31 protein-coding genes are annotated in these 26,895 nt (G+C 64.2%); 14 read left to right on the top strand and 17 right to left on the bottom strand.

Annotated elements, in window-relative coordinates:
• Nucleotides 1-29: 29 nt before the first annotated feature.
• Entirely contained in the window at nt 30-416 is a 387-nt protein-coding gene (locus MSTE_RS06110) for a VOC family protein (protein WP_096505515.1), read from the top strand.
• Nucleotides 409-789: a nuclear transport factor 2 family protein gene (locus MSTE_RS06105; protein ID WP_096499759.1), complete on the top strand. Its 381-nt coding sequence runs from the start codon at nt 409-411 to the stop codon at nt 787-789. The genes MSTE_RS06110 and MSTE_RS06105 overlap by 8 nt, the downstream gene beginning before the upstream one ends.
• Before the next feature lie 95 nt (nt 790-884).
• On the opposite strand, the gene MSTE_RS06100 is transcribed toward MSTE_RS06105, so the two are convergent.
• Nucleotides 885-2,081: a hypothetical protein gene (locus tag MSTE_RS06100; RefSeq protein WP_096499757.1), complete on the bottom strand. Its 1,197-nt coding sequence runs from the start codon at nt 2,079-2,081 to the stop codon at nt 885-887.
• 132 nt (nt 2,082-2,213) lie between these two features.
• Nucleotides 2,214-2,318, bottom strand: a complete 105-nt coding sequence (locus MSTE_RS25455; protein WP_269458229.1) for a helix-turn-helix domain-containing protein — start codon at nt 2,316-2,318, stop codon at nt 2,214-2,216.
• Between the two features lie 251 nt (nt 2,319-2,569).
• On the opposite strand from MSTE_RS25455, the gene MSTE_RS06095 reads away from it, so the two are divergent.
• Nucleotides 2,570-3,088: a hypothetical protein gene (locus tag MSTE_RS06095; RefSeq protein WP_231897009.1), complete on the top strand. Its 519-nt coding sequence runs from the start codon at nt 2,570-2,572 to the stop codon at nt 3,086-3,088.
• Nucleotides 3,089-3,159: 71 nt separating this feature from the next.
• On the opposite strand, the gene MSTE_RS06090 is transcribed toward MSTE_RS06095, so the two are convergent.
• On the bottom strand, nt 3,160-3,459 hold the full coding sequence (locus MSTE_RS06090; protein WP_096499755.1) for a hypothetical protein: 300 nt from the start codon (nt 3,457-3,459) through the stop codon (nt 3,160-3,162).
• A 17-nt stretch (nt 3,460-3,476) separates the two neighbouring features.
• On the bottom strand, nt 3,477-4,550 hold the full coding sequence (gene ychF, locus MSTE_RS06085; protein ID WP_096499753.1) for a redox-regulated ATPase YchF: 1,074 nt from the start codon (nt 4,548-4,550) through the stop codon (nt 3,477-3,479).
• A gap of 3 nt (nt 4,551-4,553) precedes the next feature.
• Here ychF and MSTE_RS06080 point away from each other — a divergent pair, with 3 nt between their 5' ends.
• Nucleotides 4,554-4,940 (top strand): DUF488 domain-containing protein, encoded by a 387-nt coding sequence (locus MSTE_RS06080; protein WP_162291380.1) that lies wholly within the window; start codon nt 4,554-4,556, stop codon nt 4,938-4,940.
• On the opposite strand, the gene MSTE_RS06075 is transcribed toward MSTE_RS06080, so the two are convergent.
• The 4 genes from MSTE_RS06075 to MSTE_RS06060 all read right to left on the bottom strand — a co-directional run bounded on the left by MSTE_RS06075 (nt 4,930) and on the right by MSTE_RS06060 (nt 6,322).
• On the bottom strand, nt 4,930-5,226 hold the full coding sequence (locus tag MSTE_RS06075) for a hypothetical protein (RefSeq protein ID WP_162291379.1): 297 nt from the start codon (nt 5,224-5,226) through the stop codon (nt 4,930-4,932). The two genes, MSTE_RS06080 and MSTE_RS06075, sit on opposite strands and share 11 nt — an antisense overlap.
• Before the next feature lie 66 nt (nt 5,227-5,292).
• The gene (locus tag MSTE_RS06070; protein ID WP_096499749.1) at nt 5,293-5,658 is read right to left on the bottom strand and encodes a hypothetical protein; all 366 of its coding nucleotides are present in this window, start codon (nt 5,656-5,658) and stop codon (nt 5,293-5,295) included.
• 88 nt (nt 5,659-5,746) lie between these two features.
• Nucleotides 5,747-5,968, bottom strand: a complete 222-nt coding sequence (locus MSTE_RS06065; protein ID WP_162291378.1) for a PspC domain-containing protein — start codon at nt 5,966-5,968, stop codon at nt 5,747-5,749.
• Nucleotides 5,969-6,004: 36 nt separating this feature from the next.
• Nucleotides 6,005-6,322 carry a hypothetical protein gene (locus MSTE_RS06060; protein WP_096499747.1) on the bottom strand — a complete coding sequence of 106 codons (318 nt, stop codon included), beginning with the start codon at nt 6,320-6,322 and terminating at the stop codon, nt 6,005-6,007.
• Between the two features lie 120 nt (nt 6,323-6,442).
• Here MSTE_RS06060 and MSTE_RS06055 point away from each other — a divergent pair, with 120 nt between their 5' ends.
• The 3 genes from MSTE_RS06055 (at nt 6,443) to MSTE_RS06045 (ending at nt 9,887) form a co-directional block, all read left to right on the top strand.
• On the top strand, nt 6,443-8,710 hold the full coding sequence (locus MSTE_RS06055) for a carbon starvation CstA family protein (RefSeq protein ID WP_096499745.1): 2,268 nt from the start codon (nt 6,443-6,445) through the stop codon (nt 8,708-8,710).
• A complete protein-coding gene (locus MSTE_RS06050; protein WP_046252840.1) occupies nt 8,707-8,886 on the top strand; it encodes a YbdD/YjiX family protein in 180 nt (59 codons plus the stop codon). The genes MSTE_RS06055 and MSTE_RS06050 overlap by 4 nt, the downstream gene beginning before the upstream one ends.
• A 62-nt stretch (nt 8,887-8,948) precedes the next feature.
• Nucleotides 8,949-9,887: a DMT family transporter gene (locus tag MSTE_RS06045; RefSeq protein WP_193442055.1), complete on the top strand. Its 939-nt coding sequence runs from the start codon at nt 8,949-8,951 to the stop codon at nt 9,885-9,887.
• A gap of 6 nt (nt 9,888-9,893) precedes the next feature.
• Here MSTE_RS06045 and MSTE_RS06040 read toward each other — a convergent pair whose 3' ends face one another.
• Complete coding sequence (locus tag MSTE_RS06040; protein WP_096499743.1) at nt 9,894-10,892, bottom strand: 4-hydroxy-3-methylbut-2-enyl diphosphate reductase; 999 nt, start codon at nt 10,890-10,892, stop codon at nt 9,894-9,896.
• 60 nt (nt 10,893-10,952) lie between these two features.
• Here MSTE_RS06040 and MSTE_RS06035 point away from each other — a divergent pair, with 60 nt between their 5' ends.
• Genes MSTE_RS06035 through MSTE_RS06025 form a run of 3 tightly spaced genes read left to right on the top strand, consistent with a single transcriptional unit; the run spans nt 10,953 to nt 13,076 of the window.
• On the top strand, nt 10,953-11,660 hold the full coding sequence (locus MSTE_RS06035) for a lipid droplet-associated protein (protein ID WP_096499741.1): 708 nt from the start codon (nt 10,953-10,955) through the stop codon (nt 11,658-11,660).
• A complete protein-coding gene (xseA, locus tag MSTE_RS06030) occupies nt 11,653-12,885 on the top strand; it encodes an exodeoxyribonuclease VII large subunit (RefSeq protein WP_096499739.1) in 1,233 nt (410 codons plus the stop codon). Before MSTE_RS06035 ends, xseA begins: the two co-directional genes overlap by 8 nt.
• Nucleotides 12,882-13,076, top strand: a complete 195-nt coding sequence (locus MSTE_RS06025) for an exodeoxyribonuclease VII small subunit (RefSeq protein WP_096499737.1) — start codon at nt 12,882-12,884, stop codon at nt 13,074-13,076. The genes xseA and MSTE_RS06025 overlap by 4 nt, the downstream gene beginning before the upstream one ends.
• Nucleotides 13,077-13,091: 15 nt before the next feature.
• Here the strand turns inward: MSTE_RS06025 and MSTE_RS06020 are convergent, their stop codons facing one another.
• The 6 genes from MSTE_RS06020 to MSTE_RS05995 form a co-directional block, all read right to left on the bottom strand.
• Nucleotides 13,092-14,039: a MerR family transcriptional regulator gene (locus MSTE_RS06020; RefSeq protein WP_096499735.1), complete on the bottom strand. Its 948-nt coding sequence runs from the start codon at nt 14,037-14,039 to the stop codon at nt 13,092-13,094.
• A gap of 28 nt (nt 14,040-14,067) precedes the next feature.
• Nucleotides 14,068-15,660: a flavin-containing monooxygenase gene (locus MSTE_RS06015; RefSeq protein WP_231897073.1), complete on the bottom strand. Its 1,593-nt coding sequence runs from the start codon at nt 15,658-15,660 to the stop codon at nt 14,068-14,070.
• Between the two features lie 5 nt (nt 15,661-15,665).
• Nucleotides 15,666-16,592, bottom strand: coding sequence for an alpha/beta fold hydrolase (locus tag MSTE_RS06010; protein WP_096499733.1), 927 nt, complete (start codon nt 16,590-16,592; stop codon nt 15,666-15,668).
• Entirely contained in the window at nt 16,589-17,386 is a 798-nt protein-coding gene (locus MSTE_RS06005) for an SDR family NAD(P)-dependent oxidoreductase (protein WP_096499731.1), read from the bottom strand. Before MSTE_RS06005 ends, MSTE_RS06010 begins: the two co-directional genes overlap by 4 nt.
• Complete coding sequence (locus MSTE_RS06000) at nt 17,383-18,606, bottom strand: cytochrome P450 (protein ID WP_231897008.1); 1,224 nt, start codon at nt 18,604-18,606, stop codon at nt 17,383-17,385. Before MSTE_RS06000 ends, MSTE_RS06005 begins: the two co-directional genes overlap by 4 nt.
• Nucleotides 18,607-18,974: 368 nt before the next feature.
• Complete coding sequence (locus tag MSTE_RS05995; RefSeq protein ID WP_096499729.1) at nt 18,975-19,796, bottom strand: DUF4344 domain-containing metallopeptidase; 822 nt, start codon at nt 19,794-19,796, stop codon at nt 18,975-18,977.
• Nucleotides 19,797-19,902: 106 nt separating this feature from the next.
• On the opposite strand from MSTE_RS05995, the gene MSTE_RS05990 reads away from it, so the two are divergent.
• A complete protein-coding gene (locus MSTE_RS05990; protein ID WP_096499727.1) occupies nt 19,903-20,985 on the top strand; it encodes an alanine racemase in 1,083 nt (360 codons plus the stop codon).
• 10 nt (nt 20,986-20,995) lie between these two features.
• Here MSTE_RS05990 and MSTE_RS05985 read toward each other — a convergent pair whose 3' ends face one another.
• Complete coding sequence (locus tag MSTE_RS05985) at nt 20,996-21,568, bottom strand: DUF4245 domain-containing protein (protein WP_162291575.1); 573 nt, start codon at nt 21,566-21,568, stop codon at nt 20,996-20,998.
• Nucleotides 21,569-21,695: 127 nt separating this feature from the next.
• Between MSTE_RS05985 and glpX the strand changes: the two genes are divergently transcribed.
• The 3 genes from glpX to MSTE_RS05970 are packed head-to-tail and all read left to right on the top strand — an operon-like array spanning nt 21,696 to nt 24,541.
• Nucleotides 21,696-22,724 carry a class II fructose-bisphosphatase gene (glpX, locus tag MSTE_RS05980; protein ID WP_078297399.1) on the top strand — a complete coding sequence of 343 codons (1,029 nt, stop codon included), beginning with the start codon at nt 21,696-21,698 and terminating at the stop codon, nt 22,722-22,724.
• Nucleotides 22,725-22,754: 30 nt separating this feature from the next.
• A complete protein-coding gene (locus MSTE_RS05975) occupies nt 22,755-24,149 on the top strand; it encodes a class II fumarate hydratase (protein ID WP_096499723.1) in 1,395 nt (464 codons plus the stop codon).
• Nucleotides 24,150-24,202: 53 nt separating this feature from the next.
• A complete protein-coding gene (locus MSTE_RS05970; RefSeq protein ID WP_231897007.1) occupies nt 24,203-24,541 on the top strand; it encodes a hypothetical protein in 339 nt (112 codons plus the stop codon).
• On the opposite strand, the gene MSTE_RS05965 is transcribed toward MSTE_RS05970, so the two are convergent.
• Nucleotides 24,538-26,895, bottom strand: a complete 2,358-nt coding sequence (locus tag MSTE_RS05965; protein ID WP_096505503.1) for a penicillin acylase family protein — start codon at nt 26,893-26,895, stop codon at nt 24,538-24,540. The genes MSTE_RS05970 and MSTE_RS05965 overlap by 4 nt on opposite strands.

Below are 26,895 nucleotides of genomic sequence, written 5' to 3'. Positions count from 1 at the left end.
ACTCCGGTTGGTCGGTCAACAATGAGCTGGTGACGAATCGTTGGATGGGGCTCACGATCGACTGTGCGGACCCTGCGCGGCTCTCGTCGTTCTGGGGTGCACTTCTGGCCCTCGCACCCACTGCCGAGCACGGTGACGATCCGGGATGGGCCACGCTGGGCACACGCACCGGCAATCAACCGCGACTCACCTTTCAGCGTGTACCGGAGGCGAAGACCTCGAAGGTGCGCCTTCATCTCGATGTTGAAGTCGACGACATCGATGTCGCACGCACTCAAGTCGAGCACCTCGGCGGATCGTGGTCAGGCGAGCGCCATGACTATGACGAGGGCGTGGTGCTCGTCATGCTCGATCCCGAGGGGAATGAGTTCTGCCTCGTCCAGTTCTACAGCTCACAGAAGGGCCGCCATGACTGACACGGATCTGCGAGGTGCGCTGGAAGCCCACTGGGCGGCCTCCGACACGAACGACTTCGACGCGGAGCATCGTGTCTATCGAGATGACGCGGTTCTCGAATACCCGCAGTCTGGTGAGCGAATTCGTGGGCGCGCCAACATTCAAGCCTCGCGTGAAGCTCAGCCGAACAAGAAACGTTTCACCGTGCGACGGATAACCGGTGGCGGCGATCTATGGGTCAGCGAGCTCGTCGCGACGTACGACGCGAAGCCGTTTCATGTTGTGAGCATCATGGAGTTCGAAGGCGGCGAGGTGATCCGCGAAACGCAGTACTTCGGTGAACCCTTCGAACCCGGACCATCTCGCGCTCAATGGGTTGAACCCATTGGGTGATCAGACGTCTGAGAACGTCAGAAGGTCCGCGACGTTGTCCGCTTCTCTCGTAGCGGCGCGGCGGGTCAAGACCGCCCACCTTGCTCTGCGTTCACTCACCCTTCAAGCGGTGACGGGTACCTGCCGACGCGCCCGTTTGTCCATGCCGTAATAGCCGACGAGAGATGTCGATAGATGTCCCAGTCGAAGGCGATTGCCGAATCCGGAACACCCTCATAGCCCCCGTACCCCGCTAGTTCCTCATCGTTGACGTGATGGATTGCATGGTTGAACTTGTCCCACAGCGGCGCTCCATTGAACAGAAACCAGAAGTAGGGAAAACTCGAGCGAACGGATGATGTTAGCTCTCGAAGATCTGCGGTTCCGGCATCAGTGACGTACTTCGGTGGCGCAGACTCGAAGAAACTTGCCACTTCGTCAAGAATTCCCGCAAGCAGATACGCAACATAAAGGGCTGACAATAGAATAGAGGCCTTTGTGTACTCCTGATCCATGCCGATTTCCGGCCGCCCGGCGTAATAGTTTGCCTTCTCGTGTAAGAGGCGAGCAGCATTATGTGTTGGATGAAGGAACTTTCCGAGGAAGGTGTAGTGCGCTTCAATGCGCGCAATAACGTTATCATCCGCAATCTCATTGAGCTCTAGACATTGCAGAAGTGCGTCATAGGACAAATAGAATCGGTATAGAGCCTCGGCATTCGCTCTTTGATCTTTCTGAACCCTTCTAGCCTCAGGTCCGGGTTTGTAGTACTCGAAATAGTCAGCATCTTTCAAACGCATCGTTTCAGGGTGGAACTCCTGGAAATGGAAGAAGTGCGCCGGTATGATGAATCCCTCGTCATCATTGCTCGAGAAGCCCTCGAAAACGTACATGAGATGCCGCTTACCGCGAGGATACTTTGCGATATAAAGGGCATCCGCGCTACCTGACTTCTTGTGCTCTACAAGATCTGTTTGCTGCTCAACCAGGTATCGAGCGAATTCTTCGGGAGTCTTGTCCTCAAGACTCTGCAGTCGAAAGTACTTCGTTCCACGACACATAAGTGTGAGCAGAAGATAGTTTTCCAGGAGTGATCGACTCAAGCCAAGGGAATCAGAGATTTTTCCATTTTCAATAAGACCTAAGCAGGAATCAGCGGTTTCGATGCGGAAATTGACGAACTCAATAATGTCGCTATAGACAGTATTGTGAGTACTGCCGAAGCTGATTTTGTCGTACCAATTAAGATACTCACCGACCATCTTACGGCTAAGGCTCAGCGCTTTCCTAATTTCATCGTAGATGTCAGACACACGCCTACTTTAATACGCAGACGGTTTAAGCCTGCCAATTTGGGCCGATAGACCGGTGCAATACCCCGAAAGGTCAGAGCCAAGGCGACCGATCAAGAGCCTAGTCCGCACTTGCTTTGTTTGCACCCACACTCAGTCATGCGAATTTGCCAGGATCTGATACACCGTTGCCCAACTTACCCCGAGCGCCGCAGCGATGGTCGACGCAACCTCCCCGCTCTCACACATCCGTTGCACCAAGGCGGCCTTGGCAGTGCCTTGGGCCGACCAAACGGACTGCCCATGCGCCCGCCGTGCGTCCCTTGATGCCGTGCGGCGTTCCTTGCCCTTCGCCGAGCGTCACGCTGAAGGCAGCTGGAAGGTTGTCGCAGACAGCTCTTAAGTCCACTGCGGACGGAGGGTCCCTAAATAACCATTGACCAGACGTTGAAGCGGAATTCGACGTCGTCGCAGCCGAACCTGATGCGCGAGACGGCATGATTACCGCCATGAGTGTCTTCGCTGCGATAGCCGCCGTTGTGGCCTTGATAATCAGTGTCGTCAATTTCGGGATGAGTTTCTACGACCGTAGACGGGCGACTGTACGGATCGACGACGCAGCAAGGCGCAGCGTGCGCATGGAGAACCGAAAGAAGCTGGACGCAGTACTCGAGCAAGCAAGGGAGGTTGTCGCCGAACTAAAGAAGGAGTTGGGAACGCCTGGCGCGCCGGTGCCGGAAGCCTTTCCTGAGCCCGATGAAGACAAGATGGATTCCGTGTCGGCGGGGTTCGCGGCTCACCAGACGGTGGTGAACCCCAATCTAACGGCACCGACAATCAACCTGCTTCATCCGCCTCTCTACCGTTTGAAGCGAGATTGGACGCGTGCTTGGACTGTTGCCCAGCGGGTCGGGCCGCATGAAACGAATTCGGATTGGGAGGAAGCGTCCGACAAGCTTCGCCAACGGTTAGGGACATGCAAGAAGGAGATAGACGACTTGCAGGTGTGGTTGGCCAGCATGGGCTAGGCAGTCGTCCGAGACCTGCCTACGCCTAGCCCTTCGATGTAGACGTTGATCCAAATCGGAATTCCAACAGGTCAGCGCCCATCGCGTAACCACCAGGCGTGGATCTGTCGTGCGAAATCGAGTTCCGCCAGAGCATTGTTCGACCGCAGACCGTAGTGACTGGCAAGTCGGCCAACGAGGCGCATGCTCAACTCCTCGGGGCCTGCATTGCCCTCCAACCACCCAAGGATCGGAACGACGAGGTCGTCGTATTCCTCGTCATCTGGCGGCGCCACATCACCCCGATATACGCCAAGTACGTCCCAGGCGCGGAGCATCTGCGCAAGGCGCAGACTCCGCTCGTCGAAGTCATCGCGCCGCCTGCGGCTCATTTTTCGATTGCGGCGCGCTACACGTTGAAGCGGAACTCCACGACGTCGCCGTCGACCATGACGTACTCCTTGCCTTCCATCCGGACCTTCCCGGCAGCCTTCGCCGCGGCCATCGAACCGGCTTCGACGAGGTCCTCGTAGGACACCACCTCGGCCTTGATGAAGCCCTTCTCGAAGTCGGTGTGGATGACCCCGGCCGCCTTGGGCGCGGTATCTCCCTGATGAATCGTCCACGCCCGCGCCTCTTTTGGCCCGGCGGTCAGGTAGGTCTGCAGCTTCAGCGTGTGGAAACCCGCATGCGCCAACGCATCCAGGCCCCGTTCGTTCTGCCCGATCGACTCCAGCAGCTCGGCAGCAGACTCCTCGTCCAGCTCCTGCAGCTCGGACTCGATCTTCGCGTCGAGGAACACCGCATCGGCGGGGGCAACCAGCTCCCGCAGCTGAGCGACCCGCGCGTCGTCACCGAGAACCGACTCGTCGGCGTTGAACACGTACAGGAAGGGCTTGGTGGTCATCAGGTTCAGCTCTCGCACCACCGACCAGTCCTGCCCGGTCGAGAACAGCGTCTTGCCGCTGTCGAGAACCTCCTGAGCGGCCTTGGCGGCGTCGGCCAGCGGCTGACGGTCCTTCTTGGTCTTGGCTTCCTTCTCCAGCCGCGGCACCGCCTTCTCCAGCGTCTGCATGTCGGCGAGAATCAGCTCGGTCTCGATCACCTCGATATCGGCGGCCGGATCGACCCGGCCATCGACGTGCACGACGTCGTCATCGGCGAACACCCGCACCACCTGACAGATGGCGTCGCATTCGCGGATGTTGGCCAGGAACTTGTTCCCGAGCCCCGCACCTTCCGAGGCGCCCTTGACGATTCCGGCGATGTCCACGAACGTCACGGTGGCGGGCAGGGTCCGCGCCGAGCCGAATACCTCCGCCAGCTTGTCCAGGCGCGGGTCCGGCAGCGGCACCACGCCCTCGTTCGGTTCGATGGTCGCAAACGGGTAGTTGGCCGCCAGCACGTTGTTGCGCGTTAGCGCGTTGAACAGCGTCGACTTTCCGACGTTCGGCAGACCAACGATTCCCAAGTTCAGGCTCACGAGATGGTGAGTCTACGGACCCCGGCAGATAAGAATGCTCAGGTGACCTTTTCCACCAAGCGGATCTACGAGACTCCCGACCCCTCGGACGGTTATCGCGTGCTGGTCGACCGGCTGTGGCCGCGCGGCGTGAGCAAGGCTGCCGCGCAGGTCGACCTCTGGTTCAAGGACATCGCACCGAGCCCCGACCTGCGGGTCCGCTGGCACCACGCCCCTGCTGAAGAGTGGAGCACCTACGCCGACGAGTACCGCGCCGAGCTGGCTACCAACCCGGCGGTGGAGACCGCGCATGAGCTTGAACGCGAACACGGCACCGTCACGCTGCTCTACGCCGCCAAGGACCCGGAGCACAATCACGCGATCGTGCTGCGGGATTTCCTCAGCACTTGATGTCGACGTTGACGACGCGATGCTGCAGCAGAATGCCACCCCAGGCCACTCCAGGGGTATTGACGACAGTCCCCGGATTGAGGAACCGGCCGGGGCGAACGGCAGTTGCCGTGCAATCGCTCATGGGACCGCTACCGACGCGGTTGACGACGACGATGTTGCCGCGCGCCTCCAAGTCGGCGATCACATCGGCGGCGCTCTCCCCATCGGGGCCTGCGTGCGCCGACGGCGCGGTGAGAAGTGTCGCTGCTACCGCCAGCGTGGGTACCGCAAAACGAGAAATCATGGATGCTCCTGTGTAGAACCGCGTTATCGCGGCATGACTGATACGGGGTCGGGTTAACCGACCCCCTCAGCACCGATTCACACAGCCTTTGAGTAGCACCACCCGGCCTGGTTGGCCGACAATCCGTTGCAGCACAGGCGATCCCCGTGTCGCGGTGAGTAACACGTAGCGCACCACTAACCCCAGCACCAGCACCAGCACCATCGCCCCTACGAGAACCCCGCGGCACATCTTGGCGATCTGCACCACCTGCGCGAAAGCATCGACCTGAGGTGCATCCGCCGGCGCCACACTCGCACCGTCCGAGTCGACGGCGTGCGTCATCGCCGTTGCCTGGCCCATGACACTTCCCGGATTCACTCCGACGAAGCACACGACACCCACGACAACGGCTAAGGCGATAACCCTTAGGGGGTAATCGTATGGCCGCATGTCCCGCACACTAGCTCATGATTTGCCCCTGTGCCGAGATCTATACACCCGGTGGTTACGAAAAATTAACTTAACGCCCGCCGCCGAGCTATTGCTCCCGTGGAATAAGCGCCCACAACACCAGGTAGGCCAGCACCTGCGGCCCGGGAAGCAGGATCGACGCGACCGTGAGCACCCGGACGATTGTCACGTTCCATCCGAAGCGCTGGGCGATTGCCGCGCACACCCCGCCGATCATCTTCCCCGCACGGGGACGTCGCAGTGCAGTAGTCATGAATTCACCGTAGACGGCCGAAACATCCAGGCGCATCAGGGAAGGCCCTGATCTTTCCCTGGTCTTCGCGGCTCAGCACGCCAGGTCCACGTAGTAGGTTCCGTGATCCAGCACCTTCTGAACCGACTTGCGGTGGGCGCCGACCGGATGCTCCTCTCGGTACACCGAAGTGCCCTGTCGCACCCCGGTCACCACGCAATCCTCCAATGGCCAAGTACCGGTTCGGTTCAGCATGACGTAATTTCCTTGTTCTTCAAGGGAACTGATCACGGTCTCGGGGTCGCCATAGTCCCGCGGGCGCGCCTGCGCGACGGCCGCCAGTGCCACCGCCGCAATCGGGAACATCACGAAGGCACCCAAAGCCTTTGTAAACAACACTGTTTTGGTCATACCCAACGCTATGGACCAAAGACCACGAAAGACATCAGGGATGGCCCCGATCTATCCCTGAACTTGAACAGACACTCGATGTACGACAGGGCGCCACAGCGGGGACCTAAGGTAACGCGCATGGCCACCTCGGTAGAGCCCCAGGACCTGACTCCCCCACCCGGCGTCGAGCTGCTGCGGACCGACCCCGACCTTCCGCCCGTCGGCGTGATCGACAACCGGGCACCCTCACCCACATCGCGCGTGGTGCTGGTGTTGGTGGCACTGCTGGGAGCCTTCGCCTGGACGATGATCGCGCTGTTGCGCGGGGAACACGTCAACGCGGTCTGGTTCGTGGTCGCCGCGATCTGCACCTACCTCATCGCCTACCGGTTCTACGCCAAGCTGATTGAACGCAAGCTCGTCAGGCCGCGCGACGACCGCGCCACCCCTGCCGAGACGCTCGACAACGGCAAGGACTTCGTCCCCACCGACCGGCGGGTGCTGTTCGGCCACCACTTCGCCGCCATCGCCGGAGCGGGCCCGCTGGTCGGCCCGGTACTGGCCGCGCAGATGGGGTATCTGCCCGGAATCATCTGGATTGTCGTCGGCGTCGTTCTGGCCGGGGCGGTCCAGGACTACCTGGTGCTGGTGATCTCCACCCGGCGCGGTGGTCGCAGTCTGGGCCAGATGGCCCGCGACGAGATGGGCACCGTCGGCGGTGTCGCCGCCATGGTGGCCATCTTCGTCATCATGATCATCCTGATCGCGGTGCTGGGCCTGGTCGTCGTCAACGCTCTCGGTGAAAGCCCCTGGGGCGTGTTCTCCATCGCGATGACCATCCCCATCGCATTGTTCATGGGCGTGTATCTGCGCTACCTGCGTCCAGGCAAGGTCAGTGAGGTGACCGTCATCGGTGTCGCACTGCTGCTCGCCGCGATCATCTCCGGTCGCTGGGTTGCCGAATCGGGCTGGGGCGAAACACTGTTCAGCCTCGACAAAACCACCATCGCCTGGCTGATGATGTTCTACGGGTTCGCCGCCTCGGTGTTGCCGGTGTGGCTGCTGCTCGCCCCCCGCGACTACCTGTCGACCTTCATGAAGGTCGGGACCATCGCGATGCTGGCCGTGGGCATCCTGATCGCCCGGCCGGTGGCACAACTGCCTGCGGTCAGCGAGTTCGCCTTCAACACCTCGGGCCCGGCCTTCGCCGGATCGCTGTTCCCGTTCCTGTTCATCACCATCGCCTGCGGAGCACTGTCGGGCTTTCATTCACTGATCGCCTCGGGGACCACACCCAAACTGCTGGAGAAGGAGAGCCAGGCCCGCTTCATCGGATACGGCGGCATGCTCACCGAGTCTTTCGTCGCCGTCATGGCGTTGGTCACCGCGGCGATCCTCAACCAGCACTTGTACTTTGCGATCAACGCACCCACCGCGGCCACGGGCGGCACAGCCGAAACCGCCGCCGCCTACGTCAATGCACTGCCGATCGGCGGTCCGGACATCACCGGTGCCCAGCTGACCCAAACCGCCAAGGACATCGGCGAGACGTCGATCGTCTCGCGCACCGGCGGCGCCCCCACCCTGGCCATCGGGATCTCGCACGTCATGTCGGATGTATTCGGCGGCAGCGGGTTCAAGGCGTTCTGGTACCACTTCGCGATCATGTTCGAGGCGCTGTTCATCCTCACCACCGTCGACGCCGGCACCCGGGTTGCCCGATTCATGCTGTCGGACTCCCTGGGGAACCTGGGTGGGCCGCTGCGCCGCTTCAAGGACGCCTCCTGGCGGCCCGGGGCGTGGATCTGCTCGGCGATCGTCGTCGGCGGCTGGGGTTCGATCCTGCTCATGGGCGTCACCGACCCCCTCGGCGGCATCAACACGCTGTTCCCGTTGTTCGGTATCGCCAACCAGCTGTTGGCTGCGATCGCCTTGACGGTGGTGTTGACGGTCGTCGTCAAACAGCGGCTCTACAAGTGGGCCTGGATTCCCGCCGTCCCACTGGCCTGGGACCTGATCGTCACCATGACCGCGTCCTGGCAGAAAATCTTCTCCTCGGATCCCGCGGTGGGCTACTGGACGCAGCACCAGCTGTACGCGGACGCCCGCGACGCGGGTCTGACGACGTTCAAGACCGCCAAGACGCCCGAGGCCATCGACGCCGTGATCCGAAACACGTTTGTGCAGGGGACACTCTCGGTTGTCTTCGCCTCATTGGTGTTGGTGGTCGTGGCGGCCGCAGCCTGGACGTGTCTGCGCGCGGTGCGGGCCGGAGGTCTGCCGACGACCGAAGACGACGATGTTCCGTCTCGGCTCTTCGCACCCAGCGGCTTCCTGCCCACCGATGTGGAGAAGGAAGTCGAGAAGCAATGGGCAGCACGTGAACTCGCCGGGACCCGGACATGAAGCTGATCAAGGGGCTGGTGTGGTGGTTCACCTCGGTCATGGGCGACCACGACTACCAGCGATATGTCGAGCACCTACGGCGCCGTCATCCGGGCGCTCCGGTGCCCACCGAAGCCGAATTTTGGCGCTCGCGGTACGCCGATGCGGACGCGAATCCGTCGGCGCGATGCTGCTGACACAAGCACGCTGACGGGCACCGTTACCGAACATCCGGCTCGGCACCGGTACCTTTCAACATGTGACAGGTCAACGCGCCCGCTCATCGGTGGAAGCCGATCACCGGTCGGCGCACCCCGATATCCCGGGTGTGCCATGGTGGGGCGCAATCCTGATCGCGGTCGCTGGAACCGCGCTTGGTTTCGCAATTGACGCGATGGTCAATGGTGAGAAGCTGACCGGCGCGTTCGCCGGCTGCTACGCAGCGGGATGCGTCCTGGCGGTTTTCGCGGTGCGGTATTCATCGATCTTCACCGCCATCGTGCAGCCGCCGCTGATCCTGTTCGCGAGCATCCCGATGGCCTACATGATCATGTCGAAGGGGCCGGCCGATGGCATCAGGAACATGGCCATCACCACCGGGTACCCGCTGATCGAACGCTTCCCGCTGATGATCAGCACCGCGTTGGGCGTGCTGATCATCGGAGTGGTGCGCTGGTACTGGGGAATGTTCACCAGTAAGCCCGCCAAAGAAAAGACGGCCAAGCCCAAGGCTGCGAAGACCACAAAGACCGCCAAGCCGAGGACGTCCTCACGGACCCGGGTACAGGCGCTGGTCGATGCCGAGGCCGACACCACGGGCAGGAGCGCAGGAAGCACCACCCGAACCCGCCGCCCCCGCCCCGACGAGGCCGCCGCGCGGACACGCCACGGAAGGCACGAGTCCGGCACGCGTCGCCGCCCCGCCCCCGATTCCGAACCCGTCTCGCGGCGGGCGTCGGCGGTCGGCACCCCGTGGGAGGACGAGCGCCCGATGCGGACCGAACGCCGTCCCGCACGACGGGCCCGCGACGAATACGACGACTACGGATACGAGCCGCGGCCCCGCTACCGGGAGCCCCGCGCGGAACCCACGCGTGAGCCGCACCGCCCTGCGGTCAGGTACAGAGATGAGCGTCCACCGGCTCCTCCACGGCGCCGTCCGGACCGATACGACGACGCCTGGGACTACGACCGCTAGCGCGAACTAGTGTCGCGCGGCCCGCAGTTCACGCGGCAGCGAGAACACCAACGTTTCATTGGCCGTGGTGACCGGCTGCACCTGCCCGTAGCCGTGCTCAGCGAGCCGCTCCAACACCCCGCGCACCAGCACCTCGGGCACCGAAGCACCCGATGTGACGCCGACCGTTGTCACGCCCTCAAGCCAGGCTGGGTCGATGTCCTCGGCGTAGTCGACCAGGTATGAGGCGTTGGAGCCGGCACCGAGGGCGACCTCGACCAACCGCACCGAGTTCGACGAGTTGCGCGAGCCGACGACGATCACCAATTCACATTCGGGGGCCATCGCCTTCACCGCGACCTGACGGTTCTGGGTGGCGTAGCAGATATCGTCGCTGGGCGGGTCCTGCAGCGTCGGGAAGCGCTCGCGCAGGCGCTGCACGGTCTCCATGGTCTCGTCGACGCTCAGCGTCGTCTGGGACAGCCAGATGACCTTCTTCTCGTCACGCACGGTGACCTTGTCCACCGAGCCCGGGCCGTCGACCAGCTGCACGTGGTCGGGGGCCTCACCGGCGGTACCGATGACCTCCTCGTGGCCCTCGTGACCGATGAGCAGGATGTCGAAGTCGTCGCGGGCGAACCGCTTGGCCTCCTGATGCACCTTGGTGACCAGCGGGCAGGTGGCATCGATGGTCTTCAGGTTGCGCGCCGCGGCGTCCTGGTGGACGGTCGGCGCGACACCGTGGGCGGAGAACACGACGATCGCCCCTTCGGGCACCTCGTCGGTCTCGTCGACGAAGATCGCACCCGCCTTGGCCAGCGTGTCCACCACATATCGGTTGTGCACGATCTCGTGACGCACGTAGACGGGGGCGCCGTGCTTCTCCAGCGCCCGCTCGACGGTCTCGACCGCACGATCGACACCAGCGCAGTAGCCGCGCGGCTCAGCCAGCAGCACGCGCTTGCTCGTCGCCGGGCCGACGACGGTGCTCACCATCCCCGGAGTGCCCATATCGACTGCAGCCATAGTCACCAGCTTACGGCCCAGCCTTTCGCTGCACGACCGACGTAAGGCAAGCTTGAACCTATGATTCGTCCTCCGTTCGGCGTCCGGTTGCTTCTTGGGGTCGCCGCCACCGTTCTTGAAGAGACCCGCAAGCTGCCGCAGGCGGTGCTGACCTATCCCATGACGGCCGCCAGCCAGACGGTGCAGAACTTCATGCGGTTCCAGCAGACAGTCACGGAATTGGCCATCAAGGGCGACGAGACCTGGGAAAACATCTTCCCGCCCACCGAGGAGCAGCCGGAGTGGGCGACCTTCGACGAGGACATCGACGAGCTCGATGCACCCGAACCCGACGAGTCGCAGGCCAACGCCGTCTACGAGGACGCGGCCGAACGGATGACCCAGGGACGGTTTGCGCTGTACTCCTCCGAACCCACAGCGCCGTCGGCTCCCGAACCCGAGGCGGCCGCACCGGCCCCCGAGGACACGCCCGTAGCCGCGAAGGCCGCGCCGCGTAAGGCGCCGGCGAAGAAGGCAGCCGCCAAGAAGGCCCCGGCCAAAAAGGCGGCGCCGGCGGCACCCGCGGAGCCTGCAGATCCGAACGCTCCCGATGTCGTCGTCGAGCTCGGCTACCACGACCTGACACTGGCGCAGCTGCGGGCGCGGCTGCAGTCGCTGTCCGTGAGCGAGCTCGAAGAGCTGCTGACCTACGAAGACGCTCACAAGGCACGCGCGCCGTATCAGACCTTGCTCGCGAACAGGATCACCCGCGCCGCTGCCCGTGGCTGATCCGGGGACAAGCCCCGAAAACCCGTGGCCGGTCCGGGCCGTTGCCACCCGGGTGGCCAAGTGGATCGACCGCCTGGGCCAGGTGTGGGTGGAAGGTCAGCTGACGCAGATCGATGTCCGGCCCGGCAGCAAGACCGTGTTCATGGTGCTGCGCGACCCGGCCGCCGACATGTCGCTGACCGTGACCTGCCCGCCCGACATGGTGCGCAACGCACCGGTAAAGCTGACCGAAGGCACCCAGGTGGTGGTGTGCGGTAAACCCACCTTCTACACGGTGCGTGGCTCATTTTCATTGCGGCTCAGCGAAATTCGCGCGGTAGGTATCGGCGAGCTGCTGGCCCGGATCGAGCGGCTGCGGCAGCTGCTGGCCGCCGAGGGACTGTTCGACGCGCGACTCAAGCGCCCGGTTCCATTCCTGCCGTCCCGCATCGGCCTGATCACGGGCCGGGCCAGCGCCGCCGAGCACGATGTGACGTCGGTGGCGTTGGCACGTTGGCCCGCAGTGCAATTCGCGGTGCGTAACACTCCCGTACAGGGCCCGCACGCGGTGGCCGAGATCGTCGCCGCGCTACAGGCGCTGGATGCCGACCCCTCAGTGGATGTGATCGCGCTGGCCCGCGGCGGTGGCAGCGTGGAGGATCTACTGCCGTTCTCCGATGAGACTCTGTGCCGCGCGATTTCGGCGTGCCGCACCCCGGTGGTCAGCGCCGTCGGGCATGAGCCGGACAACCCGCTCTCCGATCTGGTGGCGGACCTGCGCGCGGCGACACCCACCGACGCGGCCAAGAAACTGGTACCCGATGCGGCCGCCGAGCAGGCATTGATTATGGACCTGCGGCGGCGTTCGGCTCAGGCGTTGCGCAACTGGGTGCAGCGCGAGCAGCGCGGCCTGGACCAGGTACGCAGCCGGCCGGTGCTGGCCGATCCGCTCCGGATGGTCACCGTGCGCCAGGACGAAATCGGCATCGCGCGAACGGCATTGCGCCGCGATATGAGGCGACTGGTGGAATCCGAATCACAACGGGTAGGCCACTTATCGGCGCAGCTGGCCACACTGGGGCCGGCCGCTACCCTGGCCCGCGGGTACTCAGTGGTGCAGCGCGTGCGCGACGATGGCACGGTGGAGGTGCTGCGAACGGTGGGCGATGCACCCGCCGGGGCATCGCTGCGTGTGCGCGTTTCCGATGGTGCCGTAACCGCAACCGTGACAGGAGAATCGTCATGACCAATCCCGCCGAACTCGGTTACGAGCAGGCGCGCGCCGAGCTGATCGAGGTCGTGCAGCAGCTCGAACAGGGCGGCCTGGATCTGGACACTTCGCTGGCGCTCTGGGAACGCGGTGAGGCACTGGCCAAACGCTGCGAGGAGCATCTGGCGGGCGCACGCAAGCGCATCGAAGACGCCCTCTCGGAATAGGCGTCTGGCAAGGCCCTACGCGGTGTCCGACGCGGATGCGGGGGTGACCAGGCCCGCCAAAAGCTCGGAGAACATCGATTCGATCGTCGCTTCGATCGACACGGCCAGCGTGTCATGAACCGAACTGACGGAGTATGTGCGCAGTTTGACTAGCAGAGTGAGCAATTCGCGGATCTGTGCATCATCGAGCTGCTTCCCGCCCGATTCGAGGCGTGCCGTCACCATCTGCGCACCCGACTCCACCAGGATGCGACTGATCTCCTCGATATGCGGCAATACCTTTTCGTACACATCGATCTGCTGGCCCAACCCCATCCCGTACTGGCGGATGTCGTTGAAAGCCTCGATGAGTTTCGGACGGGTGATGGTGGCCGTGTCACCGGTGATGCGGATCAGCCCCAGCGCCGCCAGGCGCTTATGTGCCGCCGGGTCATCGACCAGTTGCTCGGCCTCGGCGCGCGACACCGTGCTAGGCCTCTCATCGGCCCAGGTACCGACGAGCGCGGTCTCGATGCCGAGGATGTCGCCGAGGTCCTTGCCCTGCTCCCAGGCGGTCAGCATCTCCTGCAGGTGGGCCAGGTTGTAGCCGCGATCGAGCATCGACGTGATGAGCCGCAGCCGCGCCAGGTGCGATTCGTTGTAGATGGCCAATCGCCCCACTCGCGCCGGCGCGGGCAGCAATCCCCTATCGCGATACACGCGGATATTGCGGGTGGTCGTACCGGCAGCGCGTGCCAGATCATCGATGCGGTACTCCTGCGGTGAGAGCGCGCTGACCGCACCCGGGTCAACGGGAGACTGCGCAATAGTCGTAAAAAGCTGTTCAACAACAGCTTTCACGGCATCTCGTGACTGCCGCCGGATCTGCCGCGGGGCGCGGCGCAGTCCGGCGAGTATCGACGTGATCGGTGTGGCCGGCCCCGCGTCACTACGCGGAGGCGCGGCGGAGCGTCGTGTCGGCATGGTGGACCTTGTCGGTGGGATGCGGTTCTTACGTGGCTATGTTCGCATTCGCCGCAGGAGTGCTGTGCGTGCGCCGCGCGGACGGATCAGCCGATGTCCGTGCTCGTCCGCGGAACGAGTAGTCATCGAGGTTGAATCGCCGACTGCGGATCGCCGATTCCAGCGTGGTGGTCGGACGCAACGGCACATCGCCGTTCTTGTCGAAGTAATAGCTGTTGGCGCTGGCACAGCTGTCTTGCCAGAAGATCTGGTTATGCCGTCTGCTCAGCATCTCCTGGAAGAAGCGATCGTTGGCCTCCTGGGTCACCTCGACACGCTCGGCGCCCACCTTGCGGGCGTGCGAAAGGACCCGAATGATGTGCGCGGTCTGCGCTTCGATGAGCGCGAAGTAGGACGATCCGTTGTACCCGTACGGGCCGAAGATGTTGAAGTGATTGGGGAATTGCGGTACCGAGACACCTTCATAGGCCTGCAGACGCTCATTCGACCACTTCTCCCGCAGGCTCAGGCCGCCGACACCGCGCAGCTCATAGGTGGGCATGTTTTCGGGGTCCATCACCTTGAAACCCGTAGCCAAGATCAGGACGTCGAGCCGATGCTGGGCCCCGTCCGAGGTGTGCACGGCATTGGCACCGATCTCGGTGATCGATGCCGTCTCCAGCAGGACGTTGGCGCGGTTGAAGGTGGCGAGGTAGCCGTTGTGGAAACTGGGCCGCTTGCACCCCAGCCCATATTGCGGGGTGAGCTTGGCACGAACCTCCGGATCGCGCACCTGTGACCGCAGATAGGCGCGGCCCAGCTTCTCGGCGAGCGGTCTGATCCGCAGAATCCGGTCGTAGTGCGCGGGAATGGGAAACGTCGCTTCGACAAACGCCTGGCTCGCAAGCCGCGTTGCCTGCTGTGCCCCGGGGACGCGGCGCAGCGCCCAACGGAATGGCGCGGACAAGGCGAAGTCGGGTTTGGGCATGCACCAGATAGGTGTGCGCTGAAACACCGTGAGGTGTTCCACATCCCCGGCAATGGACGGAATGATCTGCACCGCAGAGGCTCCGGTCCCGATGATCCCGACGCGCTTACCGCGCAGATCCTGATCATGATCCCAGCGCGCGGTGTGCATCTTGATACCGGCGAACGCCTCGACCCCGGGAATATCGGGGTTGTTGGGCCGGGTCAAGACGCCGGACGCACTGACCACGTAACGGCAGGTGCGCTCGGCGCCGTCGGCAGTGGCGACGCGCCAGAGGTTGGCAGCGGCATCCCAGCTGGCAGACACCACACTGGTACCGAACTGGATATGTTGGGCCAAGCCATATTTGGCCACACACTGCTCGGCGTAGCGTTTCAGCTCCTGCCCGGGCGCATAAGAGCGCGACCAGTCACGGCGCTTCTCGAACGAGAACTGATAGCTGAATGACGGGATGTCCACCGCAATCCCCGGATACGTATTCCAGTGCCAGGTCCCACCCGGCCCGTCGGCCTCGTCCAGGATGACGAAATCGTGAAACCCCGCCTCTTTGAACTTGATCGCGAATCCGATACCGGCGAAACCCGCGCCGATGACGATCACGTCGCTGTGCAACCCGCCTCCGGTGGGCAGTGCAGCGTGGGCCGGTCGGTCAATAGTTGTCACGAGAGTTTCTCCTGAAGGGTGGTTGGTACGGCGCGGCTGCTGACCGCATCGGCAATCGCGACACGAATGATCTCGGCAACTCGCGCCGGCTGGTCGTACTGAGGGCAATGCCCCGAACCGTCGATGAACTGGAGCATCGCATCGGGATGCCTGTCACGCAAGGCTTTTGCGCCTCGCGGCGGGCACACCCAGTCTTTGCTTCCCCATACCGCGGTGACGGGTGCCGCAAACCGCCCGCCCGCCAGGGCATCGGGACGGCTCAATTCGACAATGGTTTCACCGCCCAGCAGCAGCTGGCGGCGCAGATCTCCGGGGCCCCAGTGCGATGCGTACTGTGCTTTGGCTTCCTCGGTGAGACGACCCGCCGCGACCGCACGCGCGAACCCCGCACTGATCAACGCCGGTGCCGTGACGGTACCCCGGAAAACTGGTCGAAGAGGCAAGCCAAGTATCCAGTCGGTGGCCGGCCGCACACGCCGCACCAGTCGCATCCACCACGTCGTGTGTAGCCCGGCGGGACCGATCGCCACCGCAGCGACCAGCGGCAGATCCGCGCACTGTGCTGCCCGCAATACCGCCAGGCCACCCACCGAATTACCCACGAGCACAACGCCATCCCCGCGATCAAACTGACGCACCGCGGCCGCGATGAAATCATCGACAGCAGACAGATAACCGGCCGTTACCGGCCGCGCCGCGCGCCCGAAGTGCGGTAAGTCGACCGCCACGCAGCGGTGGCCGTGCTCACCGAGCATGTCGAGCACCGACCGCCAGCCGTCGGCCGATTCGGTGAATCCGTGGATCAGCAGGATCGTGGGACCGCTGCCGTCGACGTCCAGGACGCGGGTCCGCACGGCGCCGATCATGGCCACCTTCGTATTGCGCTGCGCGCGTTTACGCACCTGTTCAGTCGTGGTGCTCATAGCCGTGCCACCAATCCGTTGAGCACCGGCATCAGGCGCAACGCGTGATAGCCCAGTTGCGTTTCGAAGCCGACCGACACCATGGCACGGTCACGCGCGGCCGCCGTGGTGACGGCCTTGGCAACCGCGTTGGGCGAGTGGCTGATACTGAATACCCTGGAGAGTCGATCCTTTTCAGAGATGGCCGTGCCACGCAGGCGGGTGTTGTAGAGGATCGGGGTATTGATCACACCGGGGCAGATCACCGATACGCCGACCCGTTGGGACGAAAAATCGGCGCGCAGACTTCGCGAAAATGCGACCACGGCGGCCTTTGAGGCGCAATACGTTGCCATTCTGCGGTTCGGCAGATAGGCCGCGCCAGAGGCGATGTTCACGATCTGTCCGCGCCGACGGGCTGCCATCGTGGCGCCAAACGATCGACAGCCGTGCACCACTCCGTCGATGTTGATGGACCGTAACCATGTCCAGTCATCCTCGGTGGTGTCCAGGAACGGTCCGCCGACTCCGACCCCGGCGTTGTTGACCAAAATGTCCACGTCACCCACCTCGGAGTTCACCGATTTCGCCAGTGTGGCAACGGCTTCACCATCAGCGACGTCACACTGATAGGAGTAGGCCTGCGCTCCATGCCCGCGGCAGCGCTCGGCGGTGTCCTTGGCGGTGGTCTCGTCGATATCGCTGGCGACCACCACCGCACCCAGCCGCGCGAAACGCTCGGCGACCGCCGCACCGATCCCGCTGCCCGCACCGGTGACGACGACCACCGCGCCCCGGGGCTCGATGCCGCTCATAGGGCGACCTCCCGCCGCCGGGCGATCATGGGCAGTCCGAACTTCGGCCGCAGGGTCAGGGTGGCCTCGGGCTCAATGGGATGCCCGGGCACCAAGTCGAAAACATAACGCTGGCTGAGCATTGCGGTGATCAGCACCGATTCCATGACGGCGAACCCCTGCCCGATACAGCTGCGCTTTCCACCGCCGAAGGGCAGGTACGCCGAGCGCGGCCGGTCCTTACCCGCCCCCGGCATGAACCGGCCGGGATCGAACTCTTCCGGATTTGGCCACCACCGCGGATCGTGATGGATCAGATGCGCGGGCACGATGATGGTGGTGCCCTTGCGCACGTGGTGACCGCCGATGACATCGTCGCGCACCGCGACGCGTGGGATGGCCCATGCGGGCGAGAAGAATCGCATCGATTCCATGAAAACCGCTGTTGTCCATGGAAGATTGGGCAGATCGTCGGCCGTTGGGGTACGTCCCGCCAGCACGGTGTCGATTTCCTCGAACATCCGGTCGCGGGCACGCGGATTCAGCGCCAGCAGGTACCACATCCACGACAACGCGTTGGCGGTTGTCTCGTGTCCGGCGAGCATCAGCGTGATCGCCTCGTCGCGCACTCGCTTGATCGGCATGCCTCCCTTCTCGTCGGAGGCATTCAGCAGATGGTTCAGCAGGTCCGGCGTATCAACCGGGTTCTCCCGCCGGTCGTTGATGACCTGCCACACCGCATTGTCGATCAGCGTGACGATTCGCTGGATGTCGCGAAAGGGGGGCGGCAACGGCAACGGGGTGAACGCCACCCGTGCCAGGCCGCGCCACACGATCGGCGGCGGTGCGGCCACCATGAACACGCGTAGCAGGCGTTCGCCGAAACGCAGCCCGCCCGTGACCATCGGTGACATCCCGGTGGCGACGGGCCCGAACTGTTGGCTGAACAACGAATTGCCCACCACGTTGAGCGTGAGTTCGACCATCTCCGAGACCATGTCGACCTCGATACGCCCCTCGCGCTGCTGCAGTTCGTTCAGCAGTTCGTCAATCGGTTCGATCATCAGATCGACAAGCCCGTTGAGGTGCCGCTTGGCGAACATCGGGGACAGCATGGTGCGGTAGCGCTGCCACGACTCTTCTTCATCGGTGAACAGGCTGACACCCAGTAAGGCGCGCAGCAGTTCATATTCGAATGACTTGTAGTAGTTGAGCCGCCCCGCGTGCAGCACGTGGTCCACATACTCGGGGTGGCAGAGCGTGATGAATCGCCTGGTCCCCGTACGGAATCGAGCGATGTCGTGCCCCCCGCACCCGATCGACCCAACCCGACCGGTAGCTCAGCCCGACCAGAAGTGCATCCCTGATCATGGGTGCTGCGGGGAAATGGGCAGCCGGTTCAACCGCCTCGGCGGTGGGCGTGCGCCCCGCCGGGCATACCCCCTCGGATTGCGGTACTGGCTCATGCACTGTCGTCATTGACAATTCTCCTCACCGGCACGCCGCCATTGGCGCTATCGGTAAGACAACAGTCAATGTTGCCATTTGTCAATGACAACATTGACTGTTGTATTTATTGCCGGGAGAGCGGTGTAGGAGGGTCCGGACGCTATTTGCGCAGGTAAGGAGTGAGTAGCGCTTCCCACCCATCGGCCATCTGGGTGTACTCGGCGGCGCAGCCCTCTGCACGGTCGCTGTCGAGTGAGCCCTGGTCGACGAGGTACTGGAAGGTCTTCGCGTCGGAGCCATAGACGTAACAGAGGAAGTTCACCGCCCGCTGCTGGTCGAGGGAGTGCGTGTCGGCGAATGCGGAATCATCGGGAGCTTCGGATTGGTTGGCGTGCAATGCATATGAATCCGCGGTGGTCAGCAGATACTGCTTCGAATCGTCGTCGCCGGTGAGGATGTAGGCGGCCAGCTGATCGGCGACATCTTCTTCCCTTCCGGTGATCTTGAGCCCCAGTTCGCCGATCAAGGCATGACCCAGCTCGTGATACAGCGTGGCGACCATGCTTTCGTACACCTCGGTATCAAGTTCCCGACCCGAGTCTCCCGCTGTGGAAAAGACCTCGCGCTCATCTGCGGCAAGCTCGTAACACACCTCGATGGTGTGCTCATCGGGCACGTAGAAGGCGTTGGACTCTCCGCAGTCCTGAGCGATGACGTGCACGTCGCGAGGCATCCGCACATAGGCATTCATGTGATCCGCGAAATCTTCCAGGACTCTGCGGTTACGGAGAAACGTCTCCTCGCCGGCCGTCGCCGGGCCCCCTGACGGCTTGTAGGCAACCGTAAACCGGCCGCTCACCGGCGCCTCCGTGGTCACCGCTGTCGTGCCCTCAACGGGCGCAGCAGTGGAGCCGCACCCCGCAACCAGAACCGCAGCCAACGCGCCGGCCAGTGCCGAGCGAACCCAAGACCCGACATCCATCGTGATGTTTCTCCGTCTCATTGTGGAAGATGCATTCCCACAATACTTTTGGAATCAGCCGGCCGGGCCGCTCGGGTTCGCAGTCTCGCTCCAGTAGTGTCACGGCATGTCTGACACGACGCAACCTTGTGGTCTGGACGATATCGACACCCCTTTCCTGGCCATCGATCTGGCGGTGATGGACCGCAACATCGAACGGCTGGCCGCACGCCTGCGCGGCACCGGGGTCCAGCTGCGGCCACATGCCAAGAGCCACAAGTGCGTTGAGATAGCACAACGCCAGATCGACAGCGGAGCCATTGGCCTCACCGTCGCCACCATCGGCGAGGCGGAGGTGTTCGCGGATGCGGGGTTCACCGATCTGTTCATCGCCTACCCGCTGTGGCTGACTCCGCAGAAGGCCGACCGGATACGGAAGGTGACCGCCCGCGCGCAACTGCGGGTCGGGGTCGATTCCATCGCGGGTGCCCGGCAGTTGGCCGAGTATCTCGCCGATCTACCCATCACCGTCGTCATCGAGGTCGACTCCGGCCATCACCGCACCGGGGTCGCTCCGGCCGAGGCCGGTGACGTTGCGGCGGCAGCGCGCGCTGCCGGACTGAATGTCGTGGGTGTCTTCACATTTCCGGGCCATGGCTACACACCGGGCCACCGCGCAGAGGTCGCCGCCCAGGAATCTCACGCGCTTGGAGCGGCCGCCGACAGCCTGCGTGCACGGGGGATCGAGCCCGCGGTGATCAGTGGCGGCTCCACCCCCACCGTCGATGCCGCCGACAACACGGTGCTGACCGAGGTGCGCCCCGGCGTCTACCCGTTCAACGATGCCCAGCAGTTCGAGTTGGGAGTCTGCACACTCGACGACATCTCGCTGAGCGCCGTCACCACGGTGGTGCACACCCGCGACCGGACGGCCGTCGTGGACGCGGGCAGCAAGGTCCTGGGCGCCGACCGGCCGGGCTGGGCCACCGGTTTCGGACGGGTAGTCAGCGATCCGGATGCGCGCATCGTCGCGCTATCCGAGCATCACGCAACCATCGAGTTCCCCAGAACGGCACCGGCTGCCGGAACCCGTCTGCGCATCGCGCCGAACCATCTCTGCAATGCGGTGAACCTGGTCGACACGCTGGTCGTGGATACCTCGGACGGCCCGCGTCGCTGGTCGGTGGCGGCACGGGGCGCCAACACCTAGATGCGCGGTGCTAGCGCGGCAGTGGCTTAGCGGTCTGTACCGCCCGCGCGACGGTCCGGAAGTCTTCGGTGTTTCCGGACCCGGTGAGCGCGACCGTCACCGAGTTGTCCAACCGGGTCGCCCACAGCGGCTCCGTACCCTCGCCACCCTCGTATGCCACCCAGCTCACGCCGTCGACACTCTCCGGACCGCGTGGCACTAACCCACTGTTGAGCTTGGGAACCAACTTCTCCTCGGGGGCACCGCTTTGCACCACTGCCATGTACGTACCGGTCGGACTCAGGTAGCCCACCTTGGACAGCGGCATCCCCTCGACGCTGTCGCGCCCGCCGGAGTTGGCCCGCCAACCCGTGGGTAGCGACGGCTCCCGGACCGGGAACGAGAACTGCCGGGCATCGGCCTGCAGCGCGGCGTGCGCGTCATACGACGGAGGCTCACCGACCGTCGGCCCATTAGGAGTGAAGGAACACATCCCCAGCAGTCCGGCCAGCACAATGCACGCGACCACCAGCGGAGCCATCGACCAGAACATGTCCCGGCCGTCCTGAAACAACCGCGGCTTGGCCGGACGGGGTGCGGGCACGGCGATGCGATCGTCGGGTCCGGAATCTTGGTCCGGATCTGGTGCGCCTCCCACGCCCCCATCCTTGCAGGCGCCGCTTGATGCTCTTCGCGCAAGCGGCTCATCGCGCCATGAAACAATGCAACCCATGAGCCCGTCGCGCAGAGAAGCCCCGGACCGCAACCTGGCGTTAGAGCTGGTCAGAGTGACCGAGGCGGGTGCCATGGCCGCAGGTCGATGGGTCGGCCGCGGTGAAAAGGAGAAGGGTGACGGCGCCGCCGTCGACGCCATGCGCGAGCTGGTCAACTCCGTTTCCATGCGCGGTGTGGTCGTCATCGGCGAAGGCGAGAAGGACAACGCCCCGATGCTCTACAACGGCGAGGAAGTCGGCAACGGCGACGGCCCGGACTGCGATTTCGCCGTGGACCCGGTGGACGGCACGACCCTGATGAGCAAGGGCATGCCGAACGCGATCTCGGTGCTCGCGGTCTCCGAGCGCGGCACCATGTTCGATCCCTCAGCCGTCTTCTACATGGAGAAGATCGCCGTCGGCCCCGACGCCGCCGATGTCATCGACATCACCGCTCCCGTCTCCGAGAACATCAAGCGCGTCGCCAAGGTACGCAATTGTTCGGTGTCCGATATCACTGTGTGCATCCTGGACCGGCCCCGCCACGGCGAGCTCATCCAGAACGTACGGGAGACCGGCGCCCGCATCCGCCTGATTTCCGACGGCGACGTGGCCGGCGCCATCTCCACCGCCCGCCCGAACTCGGGCACCGACATGCTGCTGGGCATCGGCGGCACCCCCGAGGGCATCATCGCCGCGGCCGCCATGCGCTGCATGGGCGGCGCCATCCACGGCAAGCTCGCCCCACGTGATGACGAGGAACGCCAGAAGGCCATCGACGCCGGGTACGACCTGGACCAGATCCTCACCACCGAGGACCTGGTGTCCGGCGAGAACGTCTTCTTCTGCGCGACCGGCGTCACCGACGGCGATCTGTTGCAGGGTGTCCGCTACTTCGGCGGCGGCTGCACCACGCAGTCCATCGTGATGCGCTCCAAGTCCGGCACCGTCCGGATGATCGAGGCGTACCACCGTCTCACCAAGCTCCGCGAGTACTCCGCGGTCGACTTCACCGGCGACGACGACGCCACACACCCCCTCCCCTAATTCCATCATCGACGACGAGAAGGAAGACCATTGTCTGAACAGCAGTACCGCATCGAACACGACACCATGGGCGAGGTTCGCGTACCCGTGGAAGCACTGTGGCGCGCGCAGACTCAGCGCGCCGTCGAGAACTTCCCCATCTCGGGGCGCGGCCTGGAGCGCACACAGATCCGTGCGCTCGGCCTCCTCAAGGGCGCCTGCGCGCAGGTGAACAAGGACCTGGGTCTGCTGGACCCGGCCAAGGCTGATGCCATCATCGCCGCCGCCGCCGAGATCGCCGACGGCAAGCACGACGACCAGTTCCCCATCGACGTGTTCCAGACCGGCTCGGGCACCAGCTCGAACATGAACGCCAACGAGGTGATCGCCTCGATCGCCGCCAATAACGGCGTGACGGTGCACCCGAATGACGACGTGAACATGTCGCAGTCCTCCAACGACACCTTCCCGACGGCTACTCACCTGGCCGCGACGGAAGCCGCTGTGCGCGACCTGATTCCCGCGCTGGATTACCTGCAGCAGGCGCTGGCCACCAAGGCCAAGGCCTGGAAGACCGTGGTCAAGTCGGGCCGCACCCACCTCATGGACGCGGTGCCGGTGACCCTGGGCCAGGAATTCGGCGGCTACGCCCGCCAGATCGAGGCCGGCGCAGAGCGCGTCAAGGCGACGCTTCCCCGTCTCGGTGAGCTGCCCATCGGCGGTACCGCCGTCGGCACCGGCCTCAACGCCCCCGATGGCTTCGGCGCCAAGGTCGTCGAGGAACTCAAGAAGTCGACGGGCCTGTCGGAGCTGAAGACTGCCGCCGACTCGTTCGAGGCGCAGGCCGCTCGCGACGGGCTGGTCGAGGCATCGGGCGCGCTAAAGACCATCGCCGCGTCATTGACCAAGATTGCCAACGACATTCGGTGGATGGGCTCCGGGCCGCTGACCGGCCTGGGCGAGATCCAGCTCCCCGACCTGCAGCCCGGCAGCTCGATCATGCCCGGCAAGGTCAACCCGGTGCTGCCCGAGGCCGTGACCCAGGTGGCCGCACAGGTCATCGGCAACGACGCCGCCATCACCGTGGGCGGACTGTCCGGGGCCTTCGAACTCAACGTGTACATCCCGGTGATGGCGCGCAACCTGCTGGAGTCGTTCACGTTGCTGGCCAACGTGTCTCGTCTCTTCGTCGACAAGTGCGTGGACGGCCTGGTGGCCAACGAAGAGCACCTGAAGACGCTGGCGGAGTCCTCCCCGTCGATCGTCACCCCGCTGAACTCGGCCATCGGCTACGAGGAAGCGGCGGCCGTCGCGAAGGAAGCGCTCAAGGAGCGCAAGACTATTCGCCAGACCGTCATCGATCGCGGCCTCATCGGCGACAAGCTGAGCATCGAGGAGCTGGACAAGCGTCTGGACGTGCTCGCGATGGCGAAGGTGAAAGATTAATTAAGGCTCGGTTCGTCCGTCTGGTCCTCGTCATCGCCGGTATCTATCAGGCGGTGACGGGGACCTGGGCGATTGTGGCTCCTGAATCGTTCTTCGACACGCTCGGTGCGTTCGGCGTGCGAAACGACCACTACCTGTTCGACTTCGGGTCCTTCGCGGTCCCGGTGGGGCTGGCGCTGCTGGCCGCGGTGAAGTGGCCGTCGTGGCGGGTACCCGCGCTGGCCATTGCCACCGGTCACTGGGTGCTACACACCGTGAGCCACCTGGTGGACACCAACCATCACCAGGGCCAGACTCTGGGACTCTTCGAAGGGCTCGGCCTGTTGGTGACGGCGGCGCTCATGGCACTGGCGCTGTGGTTCGCGGCATCCGAGGAATCCCGGGCGGATTAGCGCGGCCTCGATATCGTCACCGTGGACACCGCCTCCTTGGCGACGTCGGCGTCGGTGAAGGCCAACGGGCGCAGCTGTTCGGCACTGAATGCCTGGGCGCCCGCGTAGTAGGCGGGGTTCCTGGAATCGTCCGGGTTTCCGTAGACCAGAAGGCCTTTCGCATCCGGACCGTCGGGACCGTATTGCAGGGCCATGATGAAGCTGTCGCCCTCCTGGATCGGGTACCCGTTGAGCACCCCCGACGGGCTCGGGATGGCGCGCAGCTCCGTGCCGGGTTCCAGGCGTTCACCGGGACTGGGTTGCGGCTCGGAGCTGGTGCCCCAGGAGCAGCAGTCCACGATGTTGGCGGCGCCTTCGATGTCGGTTCCGCCACCGATCGGCAGCAGCCGTCCGGTGTGCACCTCGCGTTGCAGGTCCCCCAACGGCGCATCGACCGGAATGCCGGCGCGCTGCAGCAGCCGCACGGCGGTCGCCAGTTCGGTCAGCCACGGCCCGACATCGGTGGCCGGAACCGAGGGCGAGCCAATCGGATTGGCCGGGTTGAACCCGTCGGCGAAAAGCCTGCCACGGTCCTTTCGCTCCTCAGGGGTAAAGCGGGAGAGCCATTCGCGGAACACGGCGGCACCGCGCGCGGTCTTGGTGAATCTGCCGTCCCAGGCGGCCAGCGCATAGCATGCCGGGGCCAGGTCCACGCCGTCGACAACCTTGGTCGCCGTGCACGCCCGTACCAGCGGTATACGCAGCTGATCGGCAAGGATCGCGCGGTCGGAGAACAACGCGGCGCCCACATCGTCGATCGTCCACTTGCCGCTGTTCTCGGCGAGGAGTCGCGCGTTGGTCTTGGTGCGGGGCGTCAGCATCCACCCCTCGCCGCCCTGCTGTGGCTGATAGCCGGTGAGCAGCTGATCCGGATGAGCAAGCCACATACTGTCATTGGCGTTGAAGACATAGTCTCGCCGCTCGAGCTGTGGCATGTGGTCGTACCCGATGAGCCCGGGCGCCGCGGCGTTGTCATCGTCGGCCCAGTCGAAGAGTGACCGGGAGCCATTGAGCACCACCATGCCCGCGGAGCGATACGCATCCCGGATCAGGCCCGGCTTTTCGCGATCCACCGCCCACGCGGCGAGCGCCTCCCTGGACAGGTTGGGGGTGGCCGAGCTGTCGACAATCCAGGCACGTCCGTCGGCGCTCGTCGAGACGGTGTTCATCCATGGCACACCGCGATTGGCCCGGAACACATCCTGGAAATCATCCATGGATTTCGCGGTGGCCATGCCCAGATACTGGGTCAGCGTGGTGTTGGTATCGGCGTTGGCGTCCGCCATCGCGATGGCCTGCGCCCGCGTCCAGCCCACGGTGTCCACGTCGGCCACCGGTCCGTGCTTGGTGGAGTAGAGGGTGCGGCTCATCGGCGAGATGCCCTGTTCGCCCGCTACTTCGATGGTGATCGGGTCGGGCGACATCACCCGGCGCCGCCCGTCAACGTAGTACGCGGTGGGGTCGGATGGATCCAGGTCGTAGCGATACAGCGCGAAGCGGCGCCCGGCCGCCACGGTGGCCGTCCACGCCACCGCATCGGTGAATCCGAGTTGCACCAACGGCATTCCGGACAATCCGACGCCGTAGACGTTGAGCTGTCCGGGAATGCTCTGATGCGCCTCCCAGAGACGGTTCTCGCCCGTCCAGGGGTAATGCGGGTTGGCCAGGAGCAGGCCACCGCCGGTACTGGAGCGTTCCGACCCCAACGCCCAGCCGTTGCTTCCCATCCGTGGCTGGGCGGGCAGCGCACCCGGGTGCGGCGCCGATGCACCTGAAGGCGGCTGCGCTCTACCGATTTCGGTGATCATGGAGATGCTGGACACCGTCATCACGACATCGGAGAAATGCGCATACAAGTCCTGCGCCGTGATCGGGCCGACCCAACCCGCACCGTCGCACCAGCCACCGTTCACGCCGTTGAGCGACAAGGACTCGTTGAACCCGGCGACGTACCCGTCGACGAGCTCACGCACTCTGACCGGCTGATCGGCCCAGCGTTTGGGCGCGTTCTCCCACAGTTTCAGGTGGCGGTAACCGAAGTCCATATCGACGTTCCGATAGTCGGCGCCGGGCCCCAGCCACTTGCTTCGCTCGCCGCGGACCTTGATGATCTGGTCGATCAGCGTGCAGGCACGGTCCTCTGCGAACGCATACCCGGTGCCGTAACCCAGTGAGCCCCAATCATCCGCGCTGACATGCGGGACACCGCGTTCGTCTCGGCTGATCGTCGCGACGTAACGCTGGGGAGCGGGAAGTACGACGCTGGCGGGTCCGACAAGCAATGCCGTGATCAACGCCAAGGCGACGAGTCGCAC

This window comes from [Mycobacterium] stephanolepidis (genome assembly GCF_002356335.1).
GTDB lineage: Bacteria > Actinomycetota > Actinomycetes > Mycobacteriales > Mycobacteriaceae > Mycobacterium > Mycobacterium stephanolepidis.
Note: the sequence above shows the minus strand (reverse complement) of the source record. Positions and strands in the feature narration are given on the sequence as shown.